18 protein-coding genes and 2 tRNA genes are annotated in these 20,031 nt (G+C 70.4%); 10 read left to right on the plus strand and 10 right to left on the minus strand.

Annotation, left to right across the window (positions count from 1 at the left end):
- Positions 1–299 precede the first annotated feature (299 nt).
- The 3 genes from N1F89_RS00985 to N1F89_RS00995 all read right to left on the minus strand — a co-directional run bounded on the left by N1F89_RS00985 (position 300) and on the right by N1F89_RS00995 (position 3,422).
- Positions 300–1,613: a homoserine dehydrogenase gene (locus N1F89_RS00985; RefSeq protein ID WP_290080602.1), complete on the minus strand. Its 1,314-nt coding sequence runs from the start codon at positions 1,611–1,613 to the stop codon at positions 300–302.
- A 41-nt stretch (positions 1,614–1,654) separates the two neighbouring features.
- Positions 1,655–2,872, minus strand: a complete 1,218-nt coding sequence (locus tag N1F89_RS00990) for an LL-diaminopimelate aminotransferase (protein ID WP_290080604.1) — start codon at positions 2,870–2,872, stop codon at positions 1,655–1,657.
- A gap of 85 nt (positions 2,873–2,957) precedes the next feature.
- Positions 2,958–3,422: a hypothetical protein gene (locus tag N1F89_RS00995; protein ID WP_290080606.1), complete on the minus strand. Its 465-nt coding sequence runs from the start codon at positions 3,420–3,422 to the stop codon at positions 2,958–2,960.
- 121 nt (positions 3,423–3,543) lie between these two features.
- On the opposite strand from N1F89_RS00995, the gene phaC reads away from it, so the two are divergent.
- The 8 genes from phaC (at position 3,544) to N1F89_RS01035 (ending at position 11,091) form a co-directional block, all read left to right on the plus strand.
- Positions 3,544–5,373, plus strand: coding sequence for a class I poly(R)-hydroxyalkanoic acid synthase (gene phaC, locus N1F89_RS01000; RefSeq protein ID WP_290080607.1), 1,830 nt, complete (start codon positions 3,544–3,546; stop codon positions 5,371–5,373).
- Between the two features lie 181 nt (positions 5,374–5,554).
- Positions 5,555–6,664: a YcbK family protein gene (locus N1F89_RS01005; RefSeq protein ID WP_290080608.1), complete on the plus strand. Its 1,110-nt coding sequence runs from the start codon at positions 5,555–5,557 to the stop codon at positions 6,662–6,664.
- Positions 6,665–6,970: 306 nt separating this feature from the next.
- A tRNA-Glu gene (locus N1F89_RS01010) sits at positions 6,971–7,046 on the plus strand.
- 305 nt (positions 7,047–7,351) lie between these two features.
- Positions 7,352–7,819 carry a hypothetical protein gene (locus N1F89_RS01015; protein WP_290080609.1) on the plus strand — a complete coding sequence of 156 codons (468 nt, stop codon included), beginning with the start codon at positions 7,352–7,354 and terminating at the stop codon, positions 7,817–7,819.
- A gap of 12 nt (positions 7,820–7,831) precedes the next feature.
- Positions 7,832–8,581, plus strand: a complete 750-nt coding sequence (gene sfsA, locus N1F89_RS01020) for a DNA/RNA nuclease SfsA (RefSeq protein WP_290080708.1) — start codon at positions 7,832–7,834, stop codon at positions 8,579–8,581.
- Positions 8,578–9,402: a type I methionyl aminopeptidase gene (gene map, locus N1F89_RS01025; protein ID WP_290080610.1), complete on the plus strand. Its 825-nt coding sequence runs from the start codon at positions 8,578–8,580 to the stop codon at positions 9,400–9,402. The genes sfsA and map overlap by 4 nt, the downstream gene beginning before the upstream one ends.
- Positions 9,403–9,452: 50 nt before the next feature.
- Positions 9,453–10,208: a DNA repair protein RadC gene (radC, locus tag N1F89_RS01030; protein ID WP_290080611.1), complete on the plus strand. Its 756-nt coding sequence runs from the start codon at positions 9,453–9,455 to the stop codon at positions 10,206–10,208.
- Positions 10,209–10,368: 160 nt separating this feature from the next.
- Positions 10,369–11,091 (plus strand): SAM-dependent methyltransferase, encoded by a 723-nt coding sequence (locus tag N1F89_RS01035; RefSeq protein ID WP_290080613.1) that lies wholly within the window; start codon positions 10,369–10,371, stop codon positions 11,089–11,091.
- Positions 11,092–11,240: 149 nt separating this feature from the next.
- Here the strand turns inward: N1F89_RS01035 and tig are convergent, their stop codons facing one another.
- Together tig and N1F89_RS01045 are read right to left on the minus strand one after the other, a co-directional pair.
- Positions 11,241–12,728, minus strand: a complete 1,488-nt coding sequence (gene tig / locus N1F89_RS01040; protein WP_290080615.1) for a trigger factor — start codon at positions 12,726–12,728, stop codon at positions 11,241–11,243.
- 90 nt (positions 12,729–12,818) lie between these two features.
- A tRNA-Leu gene (locus N1F89_RS01045) sits at positions 12,819–12,903 on the minus strand.
- Positions 12,904–13,230: 327 nt separating this feature from the next.
- Between N1F89_RS01045 and N1F89_RS01050 the strand changes: the two genes are divergently transcribed.
- Complete coding sequence (locus tag N1F89_RS01050) at positions 13,231–13,371, plus strand: DUF1127 domain-containing protein (RefSeq protein WP_290080617.1); 141 nt, start codon at positions 13,231–13,233, stop codon at positions 13,369–13,371.
- Positions 13,372–13,565: 194 nt separating this feature from the next.
- Here N1F89_RS01050 and N1F89_RS01055 read toward each other — a convergent pair whose 3' ends face one another.
- Positions 13,566–14,171: a hypothetical protein gene (locus tag N1F89_RS01055; protein WP_290080618.1), complete on the minus strand. Its 606-nt coding sequence runs from the start codon at positions 14,169–14,171 to the stop codon at positions 13,566–13,568.
- A 110-nt stretch (positions 14,172–14,281) separates the two neighbouring features.
- On the opposite strand from N1F89_RS01055, the gene trmFO reads away from it, so the two are divergent.
- Entirely contained in the window at positions 14,282–15,688 is a 1,407-nt protein-coding gene (gene trmFO, locus N1F89_RS01060; RefSeq protein WP_290080619.1) for a methylenetetrahydrofolate--tRNA-(uracil(54)-C(5))-methyltransferase (FADH(2)-oxidizing) TrmFO, read from the plus strand.
- 171 nt (positions 15,689–15,859) lie between these two features.
- Here the strand turns inward: trmFO and N1F89_RS01065 are convergent, their stop codons facing one another.
- The 4 genes from N1F89_RS01065 to N1F89_RS01080 all read right to left on the minus strand — a co-directional run bounded on the left by N1F89_RS01065 (position 15,860) and on the right by N1F89_RS01080 (position 20,031).
- Positions 15,860–17,629 carry a DUF4153 domain-containing protein gene (locus tag N1F89_RS01065; protein WP_290080620.1) on the minus strand — a complete coding sequence of 590 codons (1,770 nt, stop codon included), beginning with the start codon at positions 17,627–17,629 and terminating at the stop codon, positions 15,860–15,862.
- A complete protein-coding gene (locus tag N1F89_RS01070; protein ID WP_290080622.1) occupies positions 17,626–18,597 on the minus strand; it encodes a sterol desaturase family protein in 972 nt (323 codons plus the stop codon). The genes N1F89_RS01065 and N1F89_RS01070 overlap by 4 nt, the downstream gene beginning before the upstream one ends.
- Positions 18,597–19,028 carry a hypothetical protein gene (locus N1F89_RS01075; RefSeq protein WP_290080624.1) on the minus strand — a complete coding sequence of 144 codons (432 nt, stop codon included), beginning with the start codon at positions 19,026–19,028 and terminating at the stop codon, positions 18,597–18,599. The genes N1F89_RS01070 and N1F89_RS01075 overlap by 1 nt, the downstream gene beginning before the upstream one ends.
- Before the next feature lie 145 nt (positions 19,029–19,173).
- Positions 19,174–20,031 carry a phytoene/squalene synthase family protein gene (locus tag N1F89_RS01080; protein WP_290080625.1) on the minus strand — a complete coding sequence of 286 codons (858 nt, stop codon included), beginning with the start codon at positions 20,029–20,031 and terminating at the stop codon, positions 19,174–19,176.

Below are 20,031 nucleotides of genomic sequence, written 5' to 3' on the forward strand. Positions count from 1 at the left end.
TTCCTGCTCATTGTCGCCTGGATGCCTTTCGCCTGGTCGGCATCACGATCGAAGCTTGTCGTTCGGGCGCCGCCCGCGCGCAAGGACCGGTGTCCGCCGCGCGCCCGCGGGCCCGCGCCGCAGGGATGCGGCGCGGCTTCTTTTGTCAAAGAGCCGGTGGCGCGGCAAGAGGCGAGCGCACGAAACGCCGCGCCGCGCGCGCCGGCCGCGGCCGGCGCCCGTTGCCGGTCGCCCCGCCGCTTCACAAGACGAATCCAGAACCGCCGGCAAGTGGCCGGCAGCCAAGAGCTTTTTCTCTCCTAGCCGGCGCGCTCGATGCGGATCACCTGCGGCTTGTCGACCAGATGGCCGTCGCGCGTGATGCCGTCCACCGCCTTGCGCACGGCCGCTTCCGTCGTCTCGTGCGTGACCAGAACCACCGTCTTCTGCGATTCGATCTCCAGCGCGTCGCCGTGCTGGACGATCGATTCCAGCGAAATGTCGTTGTCGGCCATGCGCTTGGCGATGGCGGCGAAGACGCCGGCCCGGTCGTGCACGGTCAGCCGGATGAAGTAGCCGCCGGCATGGGTGCGCATGCGCGCGCGCTTGTAGGGCGCGAGCTCGCGCGCCGGCCAGCCGAACACCGGTCCGTGCTGGAAGCCCGGCCGGCTCTTGGCGATGTCGGCGATGTCGCCGATCACCGCCGACGCGGTGGCCGCCCCGCCGGCGCCCGGCCCCGACAGCAGCAGCTCGCCGAGGATGTCGGTCTCGATCGCCACCGCGTTGGTGACGCCATGCACCTGGGCGATCACCGAGGCGGTCGGCACCATGGTCGGGTGGACGCGCTGCTCGATGCCCGACTCGGTCTTCTGCGCCACGCCGAGCAGCTTGATGCGGTAGCCGAGCGTGGCGGCGGCGCGGATGTCGGCCTGGGTGATGTTGGAGATGCCCTCCATGTAGACGTCGGCGGCCGAGATGCGGCAGCCGAAGGCCAGGCTGGTGAGGATCGACAGCTTGTGCGCGGTGTCGTGCCCCTCGATGTCGAAGGTCGGGTCGGCTTCGGCATAGCCGAGCCGCTGCGCCTCCTTCAAACAGGCGTCGAAGGTCAGCCCCTCCGCCTCCATGCGGGTGAGGATGTAGTTGCACGTCCCGTTCATGATGCCGAAGACGCGACTGACGGTGTTGCCGGCCAGCGCCTCGCGCATCGTCTTGATAATCGGGATGCCGCCGGCCACCGCCGCCTCGTAGTTGAGCAGCACGCCCTTGCGCTCGGCGATCTCGGCGAGCGCCACGCCGTGCTTCGACAAAAGCGCCTTGTTGGCGGTGACCACGTGGCGGCCGGCCTCGAGCGCCGTCCTGACCGACTTGCGCGCCGGCCCGTCGTCGCCGCCGATCAGCTCGACGAAGACGTCGATGTCGCCCGAGCGCGCCAGCTCGGCGGGATCGTCGAACCACTGCGTGTTGCCGAGATCGATGCCGCGGTCGCGGCTGCGGTCGCGCGCCGAGACCGCGGCCACGGCGATCTCGCGGCCGCACTGGCGCGACAGCTCGGCCGACTTCGCCGACAGGCTGCGCACCACCGAGGCGCCCACCGTGCCGAGACCGGCAATTCCAACACGCAACGCTTCGGCCATCGATCCGGCGCCTCCTTTCGGGTGTTCGTCGTCGTCAGGGTTCAGTGGCGCGCGCCGAGCGACACCACGTTGTCGGGGGGCGCACCGGCGGACGCCAGGAAGCGCTTGAGGTTGCGGGCGGCCTGGCGGATGCGCTGCTCGTTCTCGACCAGCGCGATGCGCACGTGATCGTCGCCGTGCTCGCCGAAGCCGATGCCCGGCGCCACCGCGAGGTCGGCCTCCTCGACCAGGCGCTTGGAGAAGGCGAGCGAGCCGAGGCCGCGCAGCGGCTCGGGGATCGGCGCCCAGGCGAACATGGTGGCCGGCGGCGGCGGCACCGCCCAGCCGGCGCGGCCGAACGCCTCGACCATCACGTCGCGGCGCCGGCGGTAGACCGCGCGCACCTCCTCGATCTCGTGCCCGTCGCCGTTGAGCGCGGCGGCGGCGGCGACCTGGATCGGCGTGAAGGCGCCATAGTCGAGATAGGACTTCACGCGCGCCAGCGCCGCGATCAGCCGCTCGTTGCCGACCGCGAAGCCCATGCGCCAGCCGGGCATGGAGAAGGTCTTCGACATCGAGGTAAACTCGACGGCGACGTCCATGGCGCCCGGCACCTGCAGCACCGAGGGCGGCGGCGTGCCGTCGAAATAGATCTCGGCATAGGCGAGGTCCGACAGCACGATGATGTCGTGCTTGCGCGCGAAGGCGATCACGTCGCGGTAGAAGTCGAGCGTGGCGACATAGGCCGTCGGGTTCGACGGATAGTTGAGGATCAGCGCCAGCGGCTGCGGGATCGAATGGCGCACCGCGCGCTCGAGCGACGGGATGAAGCGGTCGTCCGGCTCGGCCGCGGTCGAGCGGATGACGCCGCCCGACATGATGAAGCCGAAGGCGTGGATCGGATAGGTCGGATTGGGGCACAGCACCACGTCGCCCGGCGCGGTGATCGCCTGGGCCATGTTGGCGAAGCCCTCCTTGGAGCCGAGCGTGGCGACGACCTGCGTCTCCGGGTCGAGCTTCACGCCGAAGCGGCGGCCGTAATAGGCCGCCTGGGCGCGGCGCAGGCCGGGAATGCCGCGCGAGGCGGAGTAGCGGTGGGTGCGCGGGTCGCGCACGACCTCGACCAGCTTGTCGACGATGCCCTGCGGCGTCGGCAGGTCGGGGTTGCCCATGCCGAGATCGACGATGTCGGCACCGCGCGAGCGCGCGCTCGCCTTCAGGCGGTTGACCTGCTCGAACACGTAGGGCGGCAGGCGGCGAACCTTGTGAAACTCTTCCATGCCTGGTCCAGTCGGCAAAGGGCGGCGGTTGCGGCCCTATACACGGCTTCGCGACGGCGGTCGATAGCCGCGGCGGCGGCCGGCCTCACTCGCTCTTCTCGATCTCCTCGAGCGCCTCCTCGGCGTGGCGCCGGGCGAGCGTGCGCAGGCGCTCGGCGTCCGACGGCCCGGCCACCGTGCCGGCCTCGGCGGCCTGCCGGCGCTGCGCCGCGCGCAGGGCGCGCAGCCGCGCCGCCGTCTGGCCCGGCGTCAGCGGCTCGGCCGCCGAGCCGGGCGGCACGTTGAGATCGGGAAAGGTGCCGCTGTCGCGCGGGCCGCTGCGCGCGGCCTGCGCCGCATCGTCGGCCGCGCCGGCTTCGGCCGGGTCGGACGGTACGGCGGGAAAGGCGGAGCCTGGCTGCGCCTCGGGCGCGGCGGCCAGCGCACCGGCCGGCACCGCCTCCTCGATGGTGGCGGTGGCACAGGCGGGCAGGCCGGCGGCGAGCGCGAGCGCGGCGAGCGCCGCGGCGACGGGTCGCCTGCCCCTGCCCCTTGCGTGCGCGTCCTTCATATTGTCTTCCCGATCCTGCGCTAGGCTCCGTCGCGGATCAGCGCGTTGTGCTGCGTTGGACCCAATTCCGGGTCCCATGGTATTGTGTCAACATAACGCCCGCGGGAGGAAACGCGAGGTCATGGCGACGAAGAACAGGACGGGCGAGACCTGCCAGGACGGCGCGCCGGGCGTCGAGCAATACGTGGTCAAGGATCCCGAGCGTTTCGCGCTCAACCTGGCGCGCATGGTGGAGGAAGCCGGCAAGGCGGCGGCCGCCTGGGCCGGCCCGCGGGAACGCGGCGAGCGGCGCGACACGGTCGCCGAGCCGGTGTCCGACATGGTCAAGACCTTCTCGCGGCTGTCGGAATACTGGCTGTCGGACCCCGCCCGCGCGCTCGACGCGCAGACGCGGCTGTTTTCCGGCTACATGGACGTGTGGGCCCGCGCGGTGGCGCGCGCGGCCGGCAGCGCGGAGGCCGAGCCGGCGGCCGAGGGCAAGCCCGACAAGCGCTTCGCCGATCCCGAATGGGGCCGCAACGCCTTCTTCGACTTCCTGCGCCAGACCTATCTGGTCACCGCGCAGTGGGCGCGCGACCTGGTCGAGCACGCCGAGGGGCTGGACGAGCACACGCGCCACAAGGCCGGCTTCTACGTCAAGCAGCTCAGCGAGGCGATCTCGCCGTCGAACTTCATCCTGACCAATCCCGAGCTGTTCCGCGAGACGGTGGCGAGCGACGGCGAGAACCTGGTGCGCGGCATGCGCATGCTGGCCGAGGACATCTCGGCCGGCGGCGGCGAGCTGAAGCTGCGGCAGACCGACTATGCCCGCTTCGCCGTCGGCAAGAACATCGCGGTCACCCCCGGCAAGGTGGTGGCGCGCAGCGCGCTGGCCGAGATCATCCAGTACGCGCCGGCCACCGAGACGGTGCTGAAGCGGCCGCTGCTGATCTGCCCGCCGTGGATCAACAAGTTCTACATCCTCGACCTCAACCCGGAGAAATCCTTCATCCGCTGGGCGGTCGAGCAGGGCCACACCGTGTTCGTCATCTCGTGGGTCAACCCGGACGAGCGGCACGGCCGCATGGGCTGGGACGACTACATCCGCGACGGCGTGGAGTTCGCACTCGAAACGGTGGAACAGGAGACCGGCGAGCGCCAGGTCAACGCCATCGGCTACTGCGTCGGCGGCACGCTGCTGGCCGTCGCGCTGGCGCTGATGGCGCGCGAGGGCGACACGCGCATCGCCTCGGCGACGCTGTTCACCACCCAGGTCGACTTCACCCATGCCGGCGACCTCAAGGTCTTCGTCGACGAGGAGCAGCTGCAGACGATCGAGCGCGCCATGCGCGACAAGGGCTATCTGGAAGGCAACAAGATGGCCACCGCCTTCAACATGCTGCGCGCCGGCGACCTGATCTGGCCCTACATGGTCAACAACTACCTGCGCGGCCGCGCGCCGGTGCCCTTCGACCTGCTCTACTGGAACGCCGATTCGACCCGCATGGCGGCGGCCAACCATTCCTACTACCTGCGCAACTGCTATCTCGACAACGCCATCGTGAAGGGCGAGGCGGTGCTGCGCGGCGCGCCGGTCTCGCTGGCCGACGTCACCATCCCGGTCTACAACCTGGCCGCGCGCGAGGACCACATCGCCCCGGCGCGCTCGGTGTTCGAGGGCTGCCGCTTCTTCGGCGGCGAGGTGGAGTACGTGATGGCCGGCTCCGGCCACATCGCCGGCGTGGTCAACCCGCCGGCGGCCGGCAAGTACCAGCACTGGACCAACGGCCGCCCGGTCGGCCGCTTCGAGGACTGGCTGGAAAAGGCGACGGAGACGCCGGGCTCGTGGTGGCCGCACTGGCACGCCTGGATCGAGCGGCAGGACGACGCCCGCGTGCCGGCGCGCCAGCCGGCGACGCGGCTGACGCCGCTCGCCGATGCGCCCGGCGAGTATGTGACGGTGCGCGTCTGAAGGCTTGACGTGCGCGCGCAGCGGGGTGCAAGGCGGCGCTGACGGGGCGTCACCATGTTCTCGCCCCATTTGCGGCCTAGCCGCGAAAGGCCGGCCACGGTCGGAGATTCGTTGCGCGCGCGACGGCCAGCGGGGGCTGCCGGCCGCGCGTCGAAGCCATGCTTCCGGCGAGGGGGACATCTTGCACCGAACGAACGGCCGCCCAGCATCCCGAAACGGCCTGTCCGCGCTGGCGGGTCTGTGCGCGCTGCTCGCCCTTTCCGCCTGCACCACCGCCGGGTCCGACCCCATCGCCCAGCTCGGCCTGGCGCCGGGCGCCGATTTCGCCACCGAGGTCGCCTTCGCCGACGGCGAGGTGCTGACGCTCGAGGCCGGCGACGGCGCGGACGCGACGACGGCCGCCGCACCGGAGGCCGCCGCCGCGGCGGCACCCGCCGTGCCCGCCCCGGCACCGCGCCCCGAGACCGCCGCCCTGCCCGACCAGCCGACCGCCGCCGCCGCGCCGAGCGCCGAAACCGCGGGCACGGAAACCGCGGCGGCAGAGCCGGCGCCGCCGGCCGCCGAGACGGCCGCCGCACCGGCCGAACCGGCCGCGCTCGACGACAAGCGGCGCGGCTTCCTGTCCGCCTTCTTCTCGCCCGCCCCGGCGCGCGGCGCCCAGGCGACGCAGCGGCTGATCGAGCCGCAGCGCGGCGCCGCGGCCGACGGCGACGGCGGCAACGAGACGCGCAAGACGATCACCCTGGCGGCCGCCGAGCGGCCGGCGCGCGCGGCGACGGGCCTCGGCGGCGGCGAGGCGCTGCCCGGCGTGCGTCAGGGCGACGGGCTGTTCGAGATCAGCCGGCGCTCGGGCATGGACGACGACAGCGACGTCGACCTCTACGAGGGCGAGGACAGCTACCAGGTGGCGTCCGCCGCCGGCCTCGCCCGGCTGGCGCCGAACGGCCTGCTGACGCAGCGCGACAGCGTCGACGTGGCCTGCCTCAAGCCGGCGCTGGTGCGCACGCTCAAGACGATCGAGCGGCACTACGGCAAGCCGGTCGTCGTCACCTCCGGCTATCGCAACCCCAAGCACAACAAGCGGGTGCGCGGCGCGCGCAACTCGCTGCACATGTACTGCGCGGCGGCCGACGTGCAGGTCGACGGCGTCAGCAAGTGGGAGCTGGCGAAGTTCGTCCGCGCCATGCCCGGCCGCGGCGGCGTCGGCACCTACTGCCACACCAATTCCGTGCATGTCGACGTCGGGCCGGAGCGCGACTGGAACTGGCGCTGCCGCCGGCGCAAGCGCTAGCGCACGCCCGTCTGCTCTTCACGCAATCGCAGAGCGGCTCCGACCTGTCGGTTTGACGCGTTTCCAGACGGTCTCCGCTTCGCCTGGCCAATGGGGCCGGTCTGCTTTCCACGGGATCGCAGATCGGCTGCAAGTCGTTGTTCTGACGCGTTTGCCAACGGCGAACCGGTTTCCACTGCGCCTGGAAACGCTTTGAAAGCCGAGGCGGGCCGGCCCGCGTCGCCGCAGCCGCCAAAAAAGCCGCGCGGCGGCGCGGCGACGGGTTGCCGCCCGCCGGCAAGCTCACTATAACCCGCTGGTCCTCGCGCGCCCATCGTCTAGCGGTCTAGGACGCCGCCCTTTCACGGCGGAAACACGGGTTCGAGTCCCGTTGGGCGTGCCAATCTTTTCAAGGACTTAGGCCGCAGGCCTACCGAATCGTGAAATATCCGTGAAATAAACGGCTACGCATGCCAACGAACGGATATGGCAAATCCGACGACTCGCCCTCTTCGCATCCCTGATCTGCGGGGCCCCGTGGATGTCTTTGCGGGAAAAATCCAAGTCGGCCGAGGTTGGTTTGCGTTCGGCTGCGGAGCGCAAATTATTCCCCGTGGGGCCGGCAACCTCTCTCCGCTCCTGCGCCACGTCGTACTCTTCGGCTAGCCGTTTTGCAGATCCTATCCATATCAAGGAGCCCACGAGAAAATGAACGAACTGCCGAACTGGGTAGAAATCCTTGCCGCGCTGCTCACTCCAACGATCGCCGTCGCGGTGGCTGTTGTCGCATACCGGCAATGGCGCACGGCTCATAGCCGCCTGGTCCTCGATCTCTTCGATCGTCGACTTTTGGTTTACCAAAAGGTCCGGCGCTCGGTGCGCGTAGTAAACATCAGCGGTAAAACATCGCGTGAAGCGGAAATCGATTTGCTTGAAGCGATAGACGCTGCGCGTTTCCTTTTCGGCCGCGATGTCCAGAAATATCTCGATGGTTTATGGGAATCATATATTTTCTTAAAAGCAAATACCAAGATGGCCGAATCCGATGATGAGTCTACCAGAAATGAAGCCAGCTCTAAGGCGCCTGAACACAAAAAAGATATTTTAAGCTTTTATGACGATAGCGCGAAAGTTTTTTCGCCATATATGAGGATGGATCACAAGCTTCCGAACTGAGAGTCCTCTCTGATTGGGGTCGTTGAGGTCAAGCTACCCCCGTCATTTGTTTGGACCGATCCGCCGCTCACCGAGGCCCGGCTTCTGCGCCGCTACAAGCGCTTTCTCGCCGACGTGCGGCTGGCCGACGGCACCGTTCTCACCGTGGCGGTGCCAAACACCGGCTCGATGATGGGGCTGACGGCGCCGGGCTCGCGCGTCTTCCTGTCGCGCTCGGCCAATCCGAAGCGCAAATACGCCCACACGCTGGAGATCGTCGAGGCCGACGGCACGCTGGTCGGCGTCAACACGGGGTTGCCGAACCGGCTCGCCGAGGAGGCGATCCGCGCCGGGCTGGTCGGCGATCTCGGCGACTATCCGGTGATCCGCCGCGAGCAGCGCTACGGCACCGCCTCGCGCATCGACCTGCTGCTCGAGCACCCCGCGCGGCCGGCCGCCTATGTCGAGGTCAAGAATGTGCACATGGTGCGCCGGCCGGGGCTGGCCGAGTTTCCCGACACGGTGACGGCACGCGGCGCGCGCCATCTGGCCGAGCTCGGCCGCGTGCGCGCGGCGGGCTGCCGCGCCGTCATACTCTACGTCGTGCAGCGCGCCGACTGCACGCGCTTCGCGCTGTGCGGCGATCTCGACCCTGCCTATGCCGAGGCCTTCGCCGCGGCACGGCGGCTGGGGGTTGAAGCCTGCGCGATCCGGTGCCAAATCAGTGAGCACGGCATCGTCGCCGAGCGCCTGATCGCCATCGAGCCCGCGGAACACCCATGATCACCTATCTCGACGCCGCCACAGCGCCGCTGCGCAACACCGGCCAGGTGCGCCTTTACGGCGAGGACGGCTTCGCGGGCATGCGCAAGGCCTGCGCGCTGACCGCGCGCTGCCTCGACGCGCTGGCCGACATCGTCAAGCCGGGCGTCGCGACCGAGACGATCGACCGCTTCGTCTTCGAGTTCGGCATGGACCACGGCGCCATGCCGGCGACGCTCAACTACCGCGGCTACACCAAGTCGTCCTGCACCTCGATCAACCACGTGGTCTGCCACGGCATTCCCGACGCCAAGCCGCTGCGCGAGGGCGACATCGTCAACATCGACGTCACCTACATCCTCGACGGCTGGCACGGCGATTCCAGCCGCATGTACCCGGTCGGCCAGATCAAGCGCGCCGCCGAGCGGCTGCTCGAGGTGACGCATGAATGCCTGATGCGCGGGGTCGCGGCGGTGCGGCCGGGCGCGCGCACCGGCGCCATCGGCCAGGCGATCCAGGCCTATGCCGAAAGCGAGCGCTGCTCGGTGGTGCGCGACTTCTGCGGCCACGGCGTCGGCCTGCTGTTCCACGACGCGCCCAACATCCTGCACTACGGCCACGCCAATGAGGGCATCGAGATGCGGCCGGGCATGATCTTCACCATCGAGCCGATGATCAATCTCGGCCGGCCGCACGTGAAGGTGCTGTCGGACGGCTGGACGGCGGTGACGCGCGACCGCTCGCTGTCGGCGCAGTACGAGCACACCGTCGGCGTGACGGAGAGCGGCTGCGAGGTCTTCACCCTGTCGCCGGCCGGGCTCGACCGGCCGGGGCTGGCCTAGGGCGGCGGCCGTGGCGCCGGCGCCCGGCACGCGCGGCGGGGGCTGACGGCATGGGCGCCGAGGAGGACGACGAGCGCGGCTTCTTCGCCGAGCAGCCGGCTCCGGCGCCGGCCAGGCGCGCCGGCAAGCAGGCCAGCCCGCACTATCACGGCCACCGCGAGCGGCTGCGCCGGCGCTTCGCCGAGGGCGGCCCGGACGCGCTGGCCGACTACGAGATCCTCGAGCTCGTCCTGTTCCGCGCCATCCCGCGCGCCGACACCAAGGCACCGGCCAAGGCGCTGCTCAAGCGCTTCGGCACGCTCGGCCAGGCGCTCGGCGCGCCGGAGCACCTGCTGCGCGAGGTGCCGGGCGTCGGCGCCCAGGCGGCACGCGACCTCAAGGTGGTGGCCGCCGCCGCGCAGCGCATGCTGCGCAGCGAGGTGCGCGGCCGCCAGGTGCTCGGCTCGTGGAGCCAGGTGATCGACTACTGCCGCGCGGCGATGGCCTTCGAGCCGCGCGAGCAGTTCCGCGTGCTGTTTCTCGACAAGAAGAACGCGCTGATCGCCGACGAGGTGCAGCAGGTCGGCACCGTCGACCACACGCCGGTCTATCCGCGCGAGGTGGTGCGCCGCGCGCTGGAGCTGTCGGCCACCGCGCTCATCCTGGTGCACAACCACCCCTCGGGCGACCCCACCCCCTCGCGCGCCGACATCGCGATGACGCGCCAGGTGGTGGAGTCCGCGCGCCCGCTCGGCATCACCGTCCACGATCACATCATCATCGGCAAGGACGGCCACGCAAGTTTCCGCGGCCTGCAGCTTATCTAGACTTTTAATAAAAGGCCCGGCAACGGCCCGCGCACAACAGCCGGACTCTGGCAAACAACAGGGTTCGCCGCCGAAGTGCATTAACCCTTTCTTAAGACGTGGATCGAAGAGCGCGTTAAACCTTGTTAACACTCTTTCCGGGTGACGACGGGAGAGTGTCATGTCTTTTTCGCAAGCCGCCGGCCTTGCCGGGGAGACGGTCGGGCCACGCCGGCCCGACCCCTACACCGACACGCAAAGTCGCGAATTCGGTTTCCGCGCGCGGCGCTTCGCGCATGTGCGCCGGCTGATCGAGGCGGTGCTGGACGAGCGCGGCGAGGCCGACATCGTCGATCTCGGCGGCACGGAGACCTACTGGCTGATCGGTGCCGACTTCATGCGCGCCCACCGGCACCGGCTGCGCGTCACGCTGGTCAACACCGAGGCGCAGACGCTCGACGACAGCGGCCTGTTCGACGCGGTGCAGGCGAGCGCGGCCGATCCGGCGCTGTTTTCTGGCCGCCGCTTCGATCTGGTGCATTCCAACTCGGTGATCGAGCATGTCGGCGACTGGCGTGCCATGCAGGCCTTCGCCGCCAACGCCCGGCGCCTGGCGCCGCGCTACTACGTGCAGACGCCGAACTACTGGTTCCCCTTCGAACCGCATTTCCGCTTCGCCGGCTTCCAGTACCTGCCCAAACGCCTGCGCGTGGCGCTGCTCATGCGCTTCGCGCTCGGCTTCTTCCGCCGCATCCCGACGCGCGCGGAGGCCGACGAGATCATCTTCCACCACCGGCTTCTGTCGACGCGCGAGATGGCCGGCCTGTTCCCCGACGGGCGCGTGCTGCACGAGCGCTTCGCCGGTCTCAACAAGTCGATCATCGCCATGCGCGACGGCGCCTGAGGCGCCGGCGCGGCAACCGGCGCGATCCGGCACACGAAAAAAAGCGCCCGGCCGTGATCGCGGCCGGGCGCCTTTTTTCCGCCGGCTGCGCAATCGCGTGACCGGCTCTCAACCGCTGTCTTGACGCATGTGCGGCCGCGCCGCCTGCGTTAGGCGGAGCCTTCCTCGCTCGCCGCCTCGTCGGCGGCCGGCGCGGCGGCGTCGTCCGCCTTCTTCTTGGCCGCGGCCTTCTTCTTCGGCGCCGCCTTCTTCTTGGCCGGCTTTGCCTCGGCGGCCGCCGCCTTGTCGCCGGTCTCCTCGTCGTCCTCGGCCATCAGCTCGTCGCGCGTCACCTTCTTGTCGGTGACGTTGGCCTCGGCGAGCAGGTGGTCGACGACCTTCTCCTCGAACAGCGGCGCGCGCACATTGGCGAGCGCCTGCGGGTTGTCGCGGTAGAACTCGTAGATCTGGCGCTGCTGGTCCTGCGGGTAGCGGCGCACCGAATCGATCAGCGCGCGCTGCATCTCCTCCTCGGAGACCTGGATGCTGGCCTTCTCGCCGATCTCGGCCAGCACCAGGCCGAGGCGCACGCGGCGCTCGGCGAGCTGGCGGTACTCCTCGCGCGCCGCCTCCTCGGTGGTGTCCTCGTCGGCGAAGGTGCGGCCGGCCTGCTCGAGGTCCTGCGTCACCTGCCGCCAGATGTTGTCGAACTCCGCCTCGACGAGGCGCGCCGGCGCCTCGAACTTGTAGGCCTCGTCGAGCTGGTCGAGAAGCTGGCGCTTGGCCTTCTGGCGCGTCACGCTGCCGAACTGGCTCTCGATCTGGCCGCGCACGATCTCGCGCAGCTTGTCGGCCGATTCGACGCCGAGGCTCTGCGCCACCTCGTCGTTGATCTCCAGCGCGCCGGGGCTCGCCACCTGCTTGACCGTCACGTCGAAGGTGGCGGTGCGGCCGGCCAGGTGCTCGGCGGCATAGGCGTCGGGGAACGTCACCTCGATGGTCTTCTCCTCGCCGGCCTTGGCGCCGACGAGCTGCTCCTCGAAACCGGGGATGAACTGGTTGGAGCCGAGCACGAGGTCGGAATCGGTCGCCGCGCCGCCGTCGAACGGCTCGCCGTCGAGCTTGCCGACATAGTCGATGGTGACCTTGTCGCCCTCGGCGGCCGCGCCGTCCTTGGGCTCGTAGGCGCGCACGGAATCGGCGATGCGCACAACCTGCTCCTCGACCTCCTCGTCCGGCACGTCATAGACCGGGCGGGTGATGGCGATCTCGGAGAAATCCTTGATCTCGATCGGCGGGATGATCTCGTAGGTCAGCGAGAACTCGAAATCGGCGTCGCCGGCGAGGATCTTCTCGGCCTCCTTCTCGTCCTCTGTCATCGCGACCTCGGGCTGCATGGCCGGCTTCTCGCCGCGCTCGGCGAGGATGTCGCGCGAGGATTCCGACAGGATCTCGTTGACGATCTCGGCCATGAAGGATTTGCCGTAGAGCTTGCGCAGGTGCTGCAGCGGGACCTTGCCGGGCCGGAAGCCGTTCAGGCGCACCTTCGCCTTGGCCTCGTTGAGCCGGCTCATCAGCCGCTGCTCCATGTCCTGGGCCGGCACGGTGACCTTGATCTCGCGTTTCAAGCCGGAATTCAGCGTTTCGGTTACCTGCATCATCGAACCTTTGTGTTGTCGTCGACCGCCGCCGAAGACGGCCACCCACTGCTCAGCCTGCCGGGATTTGTGGACCGGGAATGGCTTCCCTGGTGCGGGTGGAGGGACTTGAACCCCCACGGCTTGCGCCACAGGAACCTAAATCCTGCGTGTCTACCAGTTCCACCACACCCGCTTCGAAAGCCGCAGGCTCCCGAAAGCGCGGGTTCTATATCACCCGGACATGGTGGTTCAAAGGAAAATTGCCAGCAAATTCGGGCTTTTTTCCGCCAAAGACGGGGAAATCGTGCCGCTTTTCCGCGTCGCCCGCCGACGCCGGCCCGAGGGCGCGCCGGCGGGCCGGCAGCGGCCCCTCATACTGCTCTGCACAACGGTCTTTGGTGCGATGCACAAAGCGCAATGCTGCCATGCAACATTAGCGCTTCAATCCCGCCCGGCGTCCGCCTATCTACCAATCGCAACAGAGATTTGCTCAACCAGTCCAAACGAAAAGACCAAAGAGATGAACATCGTCCGCAACTACCGCAACTGGCGCCGCTACCGGCAGACTGTCAGCGAGCTGAGCCGCCTGTCGAACCGCGAGCTCAACGATCTGGGCATCAACCGCGGCGACATCCCGTTCGTGGCGCGCAAGTCGCTCTGATTTCGGTTTCGTCGAGGCCTACCTCCTCCCAGGCCTCGGCGGATAAGACCGGCCTTTTCCTCCTCCCTAAGGCCGGTCACCAAAACGGCACCCGTCGGTCTCCTCCCCCGGCGGGTGCTGTTTTCGTTTCGTGCGGCCGGATTGTCGTGCGGCAACGCCGCGCCCTCTGTCCCGCATCTCAGCGCGCGCCCCTGTCAGCGTGCGCCCATGACTCCGCGGGCCTGCCATTCTTCGAGCGGCATGATGTCGGGGGATCCGCCGGCCGGCTCGTACCAACTGTCGACCGCCCAGCGCCGCCCGGATGGGTCGCGGATCACCGCCGTGGCATGCGGATAGCGCCCATCGACGAAGAAGCCGCGCGACACGTTCGCCTCCACCTCGTGGTGCCTGAGCAGACCGCGCGCGGCGAGATAGCGCAGCAGCGAGCGGGTGTTGGTGGATTCGTCGATGCAGTCCATCTGGCCCTTCTGGCCCGACTGGCCGAGCACCGACTTCGGCGCGTCGCGCACGCCGATGGTCGCCACCGTCATCTCCTCGAAATGCCGCACGGCGGCGGCGATCGCCCGGCGCTCGGCCTGCGGCCCGGCGCGGCCCGGCGCCATGATGGCGGCGAAGCGCTCGGCGGCCTGCGGCCCGACGGCGATGCGCGTCTTGTACGTGCAGTTGAAGCCGCTGCAGGCATAGATGCGGCCCGCATCGGCGCGCGTGATGGCGCCGGTGTAGTTCGACGACACCGAGGTGCAGCCCGCCGACACGGCCGCGGCGAGCAGCGCCGCGGCGATTCCCCCGCCTTTTGTCATATGCGAATCGTAACCGCGGGGCGCGGCGCGCGCAAACCGCGCGGCCGGCGCGGCACGATCATCCACGGAATTCGTTGCAAAGCGGCCGCGCGCGGCCTATTTCCCCGGCCATGAGCGACACTCCCATTCACGTGATCGGCGGCGGGCTGGCTGGCTCCGAGGCCGCCTGGCAGGCGGCGGAGGCGGGCGTGCCCGTCGTGCTGCACGAGATGCGGCCGCTGCGCGGCACCGACGCGCACAAGACCGACGGCCTGGCCGAGCTGGTGTGCTCCAACTCCTTCCGCTCCGACGACGCCGAGACCAACGCGGTCGGCCTGCTGCATGCCGAGATGCGGCTCGCCGGCTCGCTGATCATGCGCGCCGGCGACGCCAACCAGGTGCCGGCCGGCGGCGCGCTGGCGGTCGACCGCGACGGCTTTTCCGACGCCGTCACCGCGGCGATCGCGCGCCACCCGCTGATCACCGTGGAGCGCGGCGAGGTCGACGGCCTGCCGCCGGAGAGCTGGGACCAGGCGATCGTCGCCACCGGGCCGCTCACCTCGCCGGCGCTCGCCGAGGCGATCCGCCAGGCGACGGGCGCCGACGCGCTCGCCTTCTTCGACGCGATCGCGCCGATCGTGCATTTCGACACGATCGACATGGAGACCGCCTGGTTCCAGTCGCGCTACGACAAGGTCGGCCCCGGCGGCACCGGCAAGGACTACATCAACTGCCCGCTCGACCGCGCCCAGTACGAGGCCTTCGTCGCCGCGCTGGTGGCCGGCGGCAAGACCGAGTTCAAGGAGTGGGAGGGCACGCCCTATTTCGACGGCTGCCTGCCCATCGAGGTGATGGCAGAGCGCGGGCCGGAGACGCTGCGGCACGGGCCGATGAAGCCGATGGGGCTGACCAACGCGCACCGGCCGGACGTCAAGCCCTATGCGGTGGTGCAGCTGCGCCAGGACAACGCGCTCGGCACGCTCTACAACATGGTCGGCTTCCAGACGAAGCTGAAATACGGCGAGCAGGTGCGCATCTTCCGCACGATTCCCGGCCTCGAGCAGGCCGAGTTCGCCCGGCTCGGCGGGCTGCACCGCAACACCTACATCAACTCGCCGGCGCTGCTCGACGGCACCCTGCAGCTCAAGGGCCGTCCCGGCCTGCGCTTCGCCGGCCAGATCACCGGCTGCGAGGGCTATGTGGAAAGCGCGGCGATCGGGCTTCTGGCCGGCCGCTTCGCCGCCGCGCAGCGCCAGGGCCGCAGCCCCGACGTGCCGCCGGCGACGACCGCCTTCGGCGCGCTGCTCGGCCACATCACCGGCGGCCATATCCTCGCCGAGGAGGAAGCCGGCAAGCGCTCGTTCCAGCCGATGAACGTCAATTTCGGGCTGTTCCCGCCGGTCGAGGTGCCGAAGCCGGAGGGCCGGCGGCTGCGCGGCAAGGAAAAGGCGCAGGCCAAGAAGCGTGCGGTCACCGCCCGCGCGCTCGACGACTGCCGCCGCTGGCTCGGCCTCGCCGCACGGGTGGCCGCCGAGTAGCCGCTACGGCCTTTTGTCCCGTGCGGGCCGGCAGCGGCCCGTCGCCTCCCCCGGTGCCGGAAAGGCGCCGTGGAGCCGATCTCTTTTTCACGGGCTCGCAGATCGGCTCCACGTTCTCGCTTTGACGCGTCGGCGAACGGCGAACCGGTTTCCACGTCGCCTGGAAACGCTCTATTGCGCCGCCGCGCCGTCCTCTGGCGGCCAGTCGGCCGCGCGCAGCGCAAGCGCGCCGTGGATGGCGGTCAGCCGCGCCTGCGGCCGGATCTGGCCGTAGAGCGCCGTCGGCAGGATCAGCAGCCGCCGCGTGTCGGCCGCAAGCGCGAGCCGCTGCGGCGTGTCGCCGCCGGCGGCATGCAGCGCCTCGACGGTGGCGGCGGCGATGGCAAAGCGCACCGGCGCGCCGGCGCCCGTCCGCACCACGAGCGCCCCGTCCTCGAGCGCGATGCGCAACCGCGCGCCCGTGTCGAGGGTGAGCGCCAGCCCCTCCTCGGCCTGCGCGAACAGCGCGACGGCCGGCACGATGCGGTCGTAGCCCTCCGTGGCGAGCGCCGCGGTGGCCGGATAGCCGAGGCTGAAGCCGCCGTCGGCCAGCGTGCGCGGGCGGTCGGGATCGAGACCCCAGGCGGTCGCGACGGCGCGGTAGAGGCCGATCTCCTCGGTGCTGCCGGAAAAGCCGGGCGGCGCGACGCGCAGAATGGCGTCGTAACGGCCGAGGAAGCGCAACGCCGCCAGCGCCTCCTGCTCGGCCGCCTCGTCCGGAGCCGCATCGGCCTCGACGATCGCCAGGAAGCGCTCGGACTGGCTGCGCAGCGCGGTCGCCACCGCGCCCTGCGGCCCGAAGCTCGCCATCGCCAGCGCGGCGACCGGCAGCGCCACCATCAGCCGGATGTCGCCGCGCAGCCGCGGCAGCGCCTGACCGACGAGCACGGCCAGCGTGACCAGCCCGAACAGGCCGAGCAGATAGCGCGGCGGCGTCCAGCCATAGGCATCGACGCGCAGATAGAGCGCGACGAACAAGAGCACCAGCGGCACCGGCAGCAGCGCCGGCCAGATGCGCAGCACAAGCCGGGTCGGCGCGCGCGCGGCGTCGAGAAACGGATGGATGACGATCAGCGAGCCGAACAGGCAGAAGCCGTAGGCGAGCGTCAGCCAGCCGATCTGCCCCTTGGGCAGCTCCAGCGTCAGCCCGATCTTGAGCGCATAGGCATGCAGCACGGCGGCATAGACGAGCAGCAGCGGCGCGGCGACGAAATCGCCCAGCGCGCGCATGCCGCGCTCGGCGAGCCCCGTCAGGCGCGGCGGCTCGGCCGCCAGGTCGCGCGGCACCTGGCCGAGACCGAACAGCGGCGCGGCGAACAGCCCGCTGACCGCCCACAGATGCGCGTAGAGCCGGTCGGGCACCGGCAGGCCGAACAGATAGGTGAGGCTGGCGAAGACCGCCGACAGCCCGCCGGCGAACAGCCCGAGCGCGAGCACGGCGAGCGCGGCGGCGAAGCCGAGATGCAGCGCGAAGAACCAGAACTGGATCGAGCGGCCGCGGCCGAGATAGGGCGCCAGCGGCACGGCGCCGGCGAGCGCGGCGACGAGCGCCCATTGCAGCGTCGCCGCGGGGCGCTCGAAGACGGTCAGCGCCAGTGCGACGAGCGCCAGCGCGGCGGCCGCTCCGTGCCGCCAGGCCGCGCCGGAGCGCCGCGCCTCCGCCGCCAGCGTGGCGGCAAGCCCGGCGAGCGCGGCGGCGGCGAGGCCGACGCCGACGTCGTCCTCGGCGTCGCCGAACGGGTGCAGGTCGGCGATCGCCAGGTTGACGTGCAGCGCCAGCAGCGCCAGCGCCAGCGCCGGCACGGGGAAGCGGACGAGCGCGTCGCGCGTGCCGGCCAGCATCTCCTCGGCGACGGCGCGCCAGCCGCCGTCCTGCCGGCCGGCCGTGCGGGCAAGGCTCATTCGACCGCCTCCGGGCCGAGCGCGCCGCCGGCCGCGCCGGCGCCGGGCAGGCCCGGCCGGCCGGCCTCCGCCGGGTTGCGCCGCACGTAGTCGGCCTTCAGGTCGGCGGAGGTCTTGCGGCTGCCGTCGTGGCTCCAGCCGGGCGGGGCGAAGAGGTATTTCAGCCGCTGGCCGGGCGTCAGGCCGGGCGCCAGCGCATCGCGGAACATGCCGATCCACTCGTGGAAGGCGACCTTGAGCGGATTGAAGGTGCCGATGTTGCGGACGATGCCGTAGCGCGGCCGGTCCTCATCGAGCTCGGCGACGAAGGTGCCGAACATGCGGTCCCAGACGATCAGCGTGCCGGCGTAGTTGGCGTCGAGATAGCGCGGGTTGGTGGCGTGATGCACGCGGTGGTGCGAGGGCGTGTTGAAGACGAGCTCGATCGGCCACCACATCCGGCCGATCGTCTCGGTGTGGATCCAGAACTGCCAGACCAGGTTGAAGCCGAACACGAAGATGATGACGGCGGGATGGATGCCGAGCAGCACGAGCGGCGCCTGCAAGACGAACATGCCGGTGAACAGGCCCGTCCAGGACTGCCGCAGCGCCGTCGACAGATTGTAGTGCTGGCTCGAATGATGGTTGACGTGCTCGGCCCATACCCAGCGGCAGCGATGCGCGATGCGGTGGTACCAGTAGTAGCGCAGGTCGTCGGCCAGGAAGGCGGCGACGAACACCCACCAGGCGAGGCCGAGGTCGAACAGCCGGAACTGCCAGACCCACAGGAGCGCGCTATAGGAGACGACGCCGAGCAGGATGCCGGCCGTCACGTTGCCGGCGCCCATCAAAAGGCTGGTCAGCGTGTCGCGCGTCTCGAAGGCGCCGGCCGCCCGGCCGCTGCGCACCAGCCACAACTCGAGCAGGATCGCCAGGACGAAGAACGGAATCGCGAGCTGCGTGATCGAGGGAAAGTCGTGCGCGTCCATCATGCGGTCCTCATCTCGGCGCTGCGCAACCCGTCGAGCGCGGCGGAAACGGCATCGGCTTCGGCCGGATCGGCGAAGCGGAAGCGGCCGCCGGTCCACGTGAAATCACGCAATCGGACCGAAACCGTGACGGCGTCCGGCTTTTCCAGCCCGGCGATGTCGCGCGCGGCGAGCACGCGGGTGAGAAACCGGTCGCCGAAGGCCTGGACGATGCCGGTGCGGCCGTCGCCGAGCGCCAGGAAGGCGGTCTCGCCGTCGCCGGCAAGCCGCACCGCGCGCACCGCGTGGTCGGGAAAGTCCTCGGCGAAGCGGGCGCGCGCCTGCGCCGCGTCGGCCAGCCGCGCGGTGCGGCTGCCGCCCGTCAGATGCACGGCCAGCACGATGGCGGCGATGCCGCCGACGACGAGAATCACGAGCAGCGTGAGACCCATGCCCCTGCCCTTTCAGACCATCCGGCGCCCGGCACCGCCCGCCGGCACGGCGCGGCCGCCGGGCGCGATGCGCCGGCTTCGTCTGACGCCGGCCTCCTCCGCGCATCCGGCGGTTGCACGACAGTGCCGCCGCTTGACGTTTACGTCAACGGCGGGCGGACGGCCAGCCCCGCATGGCGGCGCGCAGCACCAGCCAGTGGCGCGCGAGCGGCGCGATGCCGGCCGGCCGGACCAGCGCGCCGGCCGGATCGGCCGCGATGCGCCGCAGATAGGCGCCGACCGGGGCGAGCGGCAGGAAGGCCGGGCGCAGGCTTTGCGGCAGGTCTGCCGCAGCGCGCTCGAAGGCGGTCAGATGCTCGCGCCCCAGCGCGGCCATGGCGGCGACCGCCCGCGCCGGCCCATCGGCCGTGCCCGCCACCAGCGCGTCGCGGTCGGTGCCGACGGCGGCCAGGATGTCGGCCGGCACGTAGCACTGGCCGCGCGCGCGGTGCAGCGGCAGAAGCCGCAGCAGCCCGGCGATCGCCTGGGCACAGCCGGCATGGCCGGCGAGCGCGCCGCTGTCGCGCGCCGCCTCGGCGTCGAGCACGAGCGCCGAGAGCTGGATCAGCGCCCCGGCGGTCTCGCCGCAATAGCCCTCGAGCGCGGTGCGGTCGGGCATCGGGTCGTCGTAGAGGTCGAAGATGCGCGCCTCGAGATGATCGAGCAGCGCCTTGCGCGGCAGCCGGCAGGCCTGCACCGTCTCGAGCAGCGCGCGTGCCGTCGGGTGCCCCTGCGCGGCCTCCGGACCGGATTCCGCCTCGATGACGTCGCGCCACCACTGCAGGCGCATCTCGCCGGGCAGCGGCTCGCTGACACGGTCGCGCACGGCCGCCACCTCGGCGTTGAAGGCGTAGAGCGCCAGCAGATGCGCGCGCGCCTCGCGCGGCGCGTAGAGGGCGGCGAGATAGCGGTCCGGATCGGCCTGGCGGACGAGCTCGGCCGTGGCGTCGCCGGCGGCGGCCAT

It is taken from the genome of Aquibium sp. A9E412 (assembly GCF_030398335.1).
Lineage (GTDB): Bacteria > Pseudomonadota > Alphaproteobacteria > Rhizobiales > Rhizobiaceae > A9E412.

What these genes read in the sequence shown, in the direction of transcription:
- N1F89_RS00985 (WP_290080602.1), bottom strand. Translation starts at nt 1,613, where the DNA reads ATGGCCGAAGCGTTGCGTGTTGGAATTGCCGGTCTCGGCACGGTGGGC.
- N1F89_RS00990 (WP_290080604.1), bottom strand. Translation starts at nt 2,872, where the DNA reads ATGGAAGAGTTTCACAAGGTTCGCCGCCTGCCGCCCTACGTGTTCGAG.
- N1F89_RS00995 (WP_290080606.1), bottom strand. Translation starts at nt 3,422, where the DNA reads ATGAAGGACGCGCACGCAAGGGGCAGGGGCAGGCGACCCGTCGCCGCG.
- phaC (WP_290080607.1), top strand. Translation starts at nt 3,544, where the DNA reads ATGGCGACGAAGAACAGGACGGGCGAGACCTGCCAGGACGGCGCGCCG.
- N1F89_RS01015 (WP_290080609.1), top strand. Translation starts at nt 7,352, where the DNA reads ATGAACGAACTGCCGAACTGGGTAGAAATCCTTGCCGCGCTGCTCACT.
- map (WP_290080610.1), top strand. Translation starts at nt 8,578, where the DNA reads ATGATCACCTATCTCGACGCCGCCACAGCGCCGCTGCGCAACACCGGC.
- radC (WP_290080611.1), top strand. Translation starts at nt 9,453, where the DNA reads ATGGGCGCCGAGGAGGACGACGAGCGCGGCTTCTTCGCCGAGCAGCCG.
- N1F89_RS01035 (WP_290080613.1), top strand. Translation starts at nt 10,369, where the DNA reads ATGTCTTTTTCGCAAGCCGCCGGCCTTGCCGGGGAGACGGTCGGGCCA.
- tig (WP_290080615.1), bottom strand. Translation starts at nt 12,728, where the DNA reads ATGCAGGTAACCGAAACGCTGAATTCCGGCTTGAAACGCGAGATCAAG.
- N1F89_RS01050 (WP_290080617.1), top strand. Translation starts at nt 13,231, where the DNA reads ATGAACATCGTCCGCAACTACCGCAACTGGCGCCGCTACCGGCAGACT.
- N1F89_RS01055 (WP_290080618.1), bottom strand. Translation starts at nt 14,171, where the DNA reads ATGACAAAAGGCGGGGGAATCGCCGCGGCGCTGCTCGCCGCGGCCGTG.
- trmFO (WP_290080619.1), top strand. Translation starts at nt 14,282, where the DNA reads ATGAGCGACACTCCCATTCACGTGATCGGCGGCGGGCTGGCTGGCTCC.
- N1F89_RS01065 (WP_290080620.1), bottom strand. Translation starts at nt 17,629, where the DNA reads ATGAGCCTTGCCCGCACGGCCGGCCGGCAGGACGGCGGCTGGCGCGCC.
- N1F89_RS01070 (WP_290080622.1), bottom strand. Translation starts at nt 18,597, where the DNA reads ATGGACGCGCACGACTTTCCCTCGATCACGCAGCTCGCGATTCCGTTC.
- N1F89_RS01075 (WP_290080624.1), bottom strand. Translation starts at nt 19,028, where the DNA reads ATGGGTCTCACGCTGCTCGTGATTCTCGTCGTCGGCGGCATCGCCGCC.
- N1F89_RS01080 (WP_290080625.1), bottom strand. Translation starts at nt 20,031, where the DNA reads ATGGCCGCCGCCGGCGACGCCACGGCCGAGCTCGTCCGCCAGGCCGAT.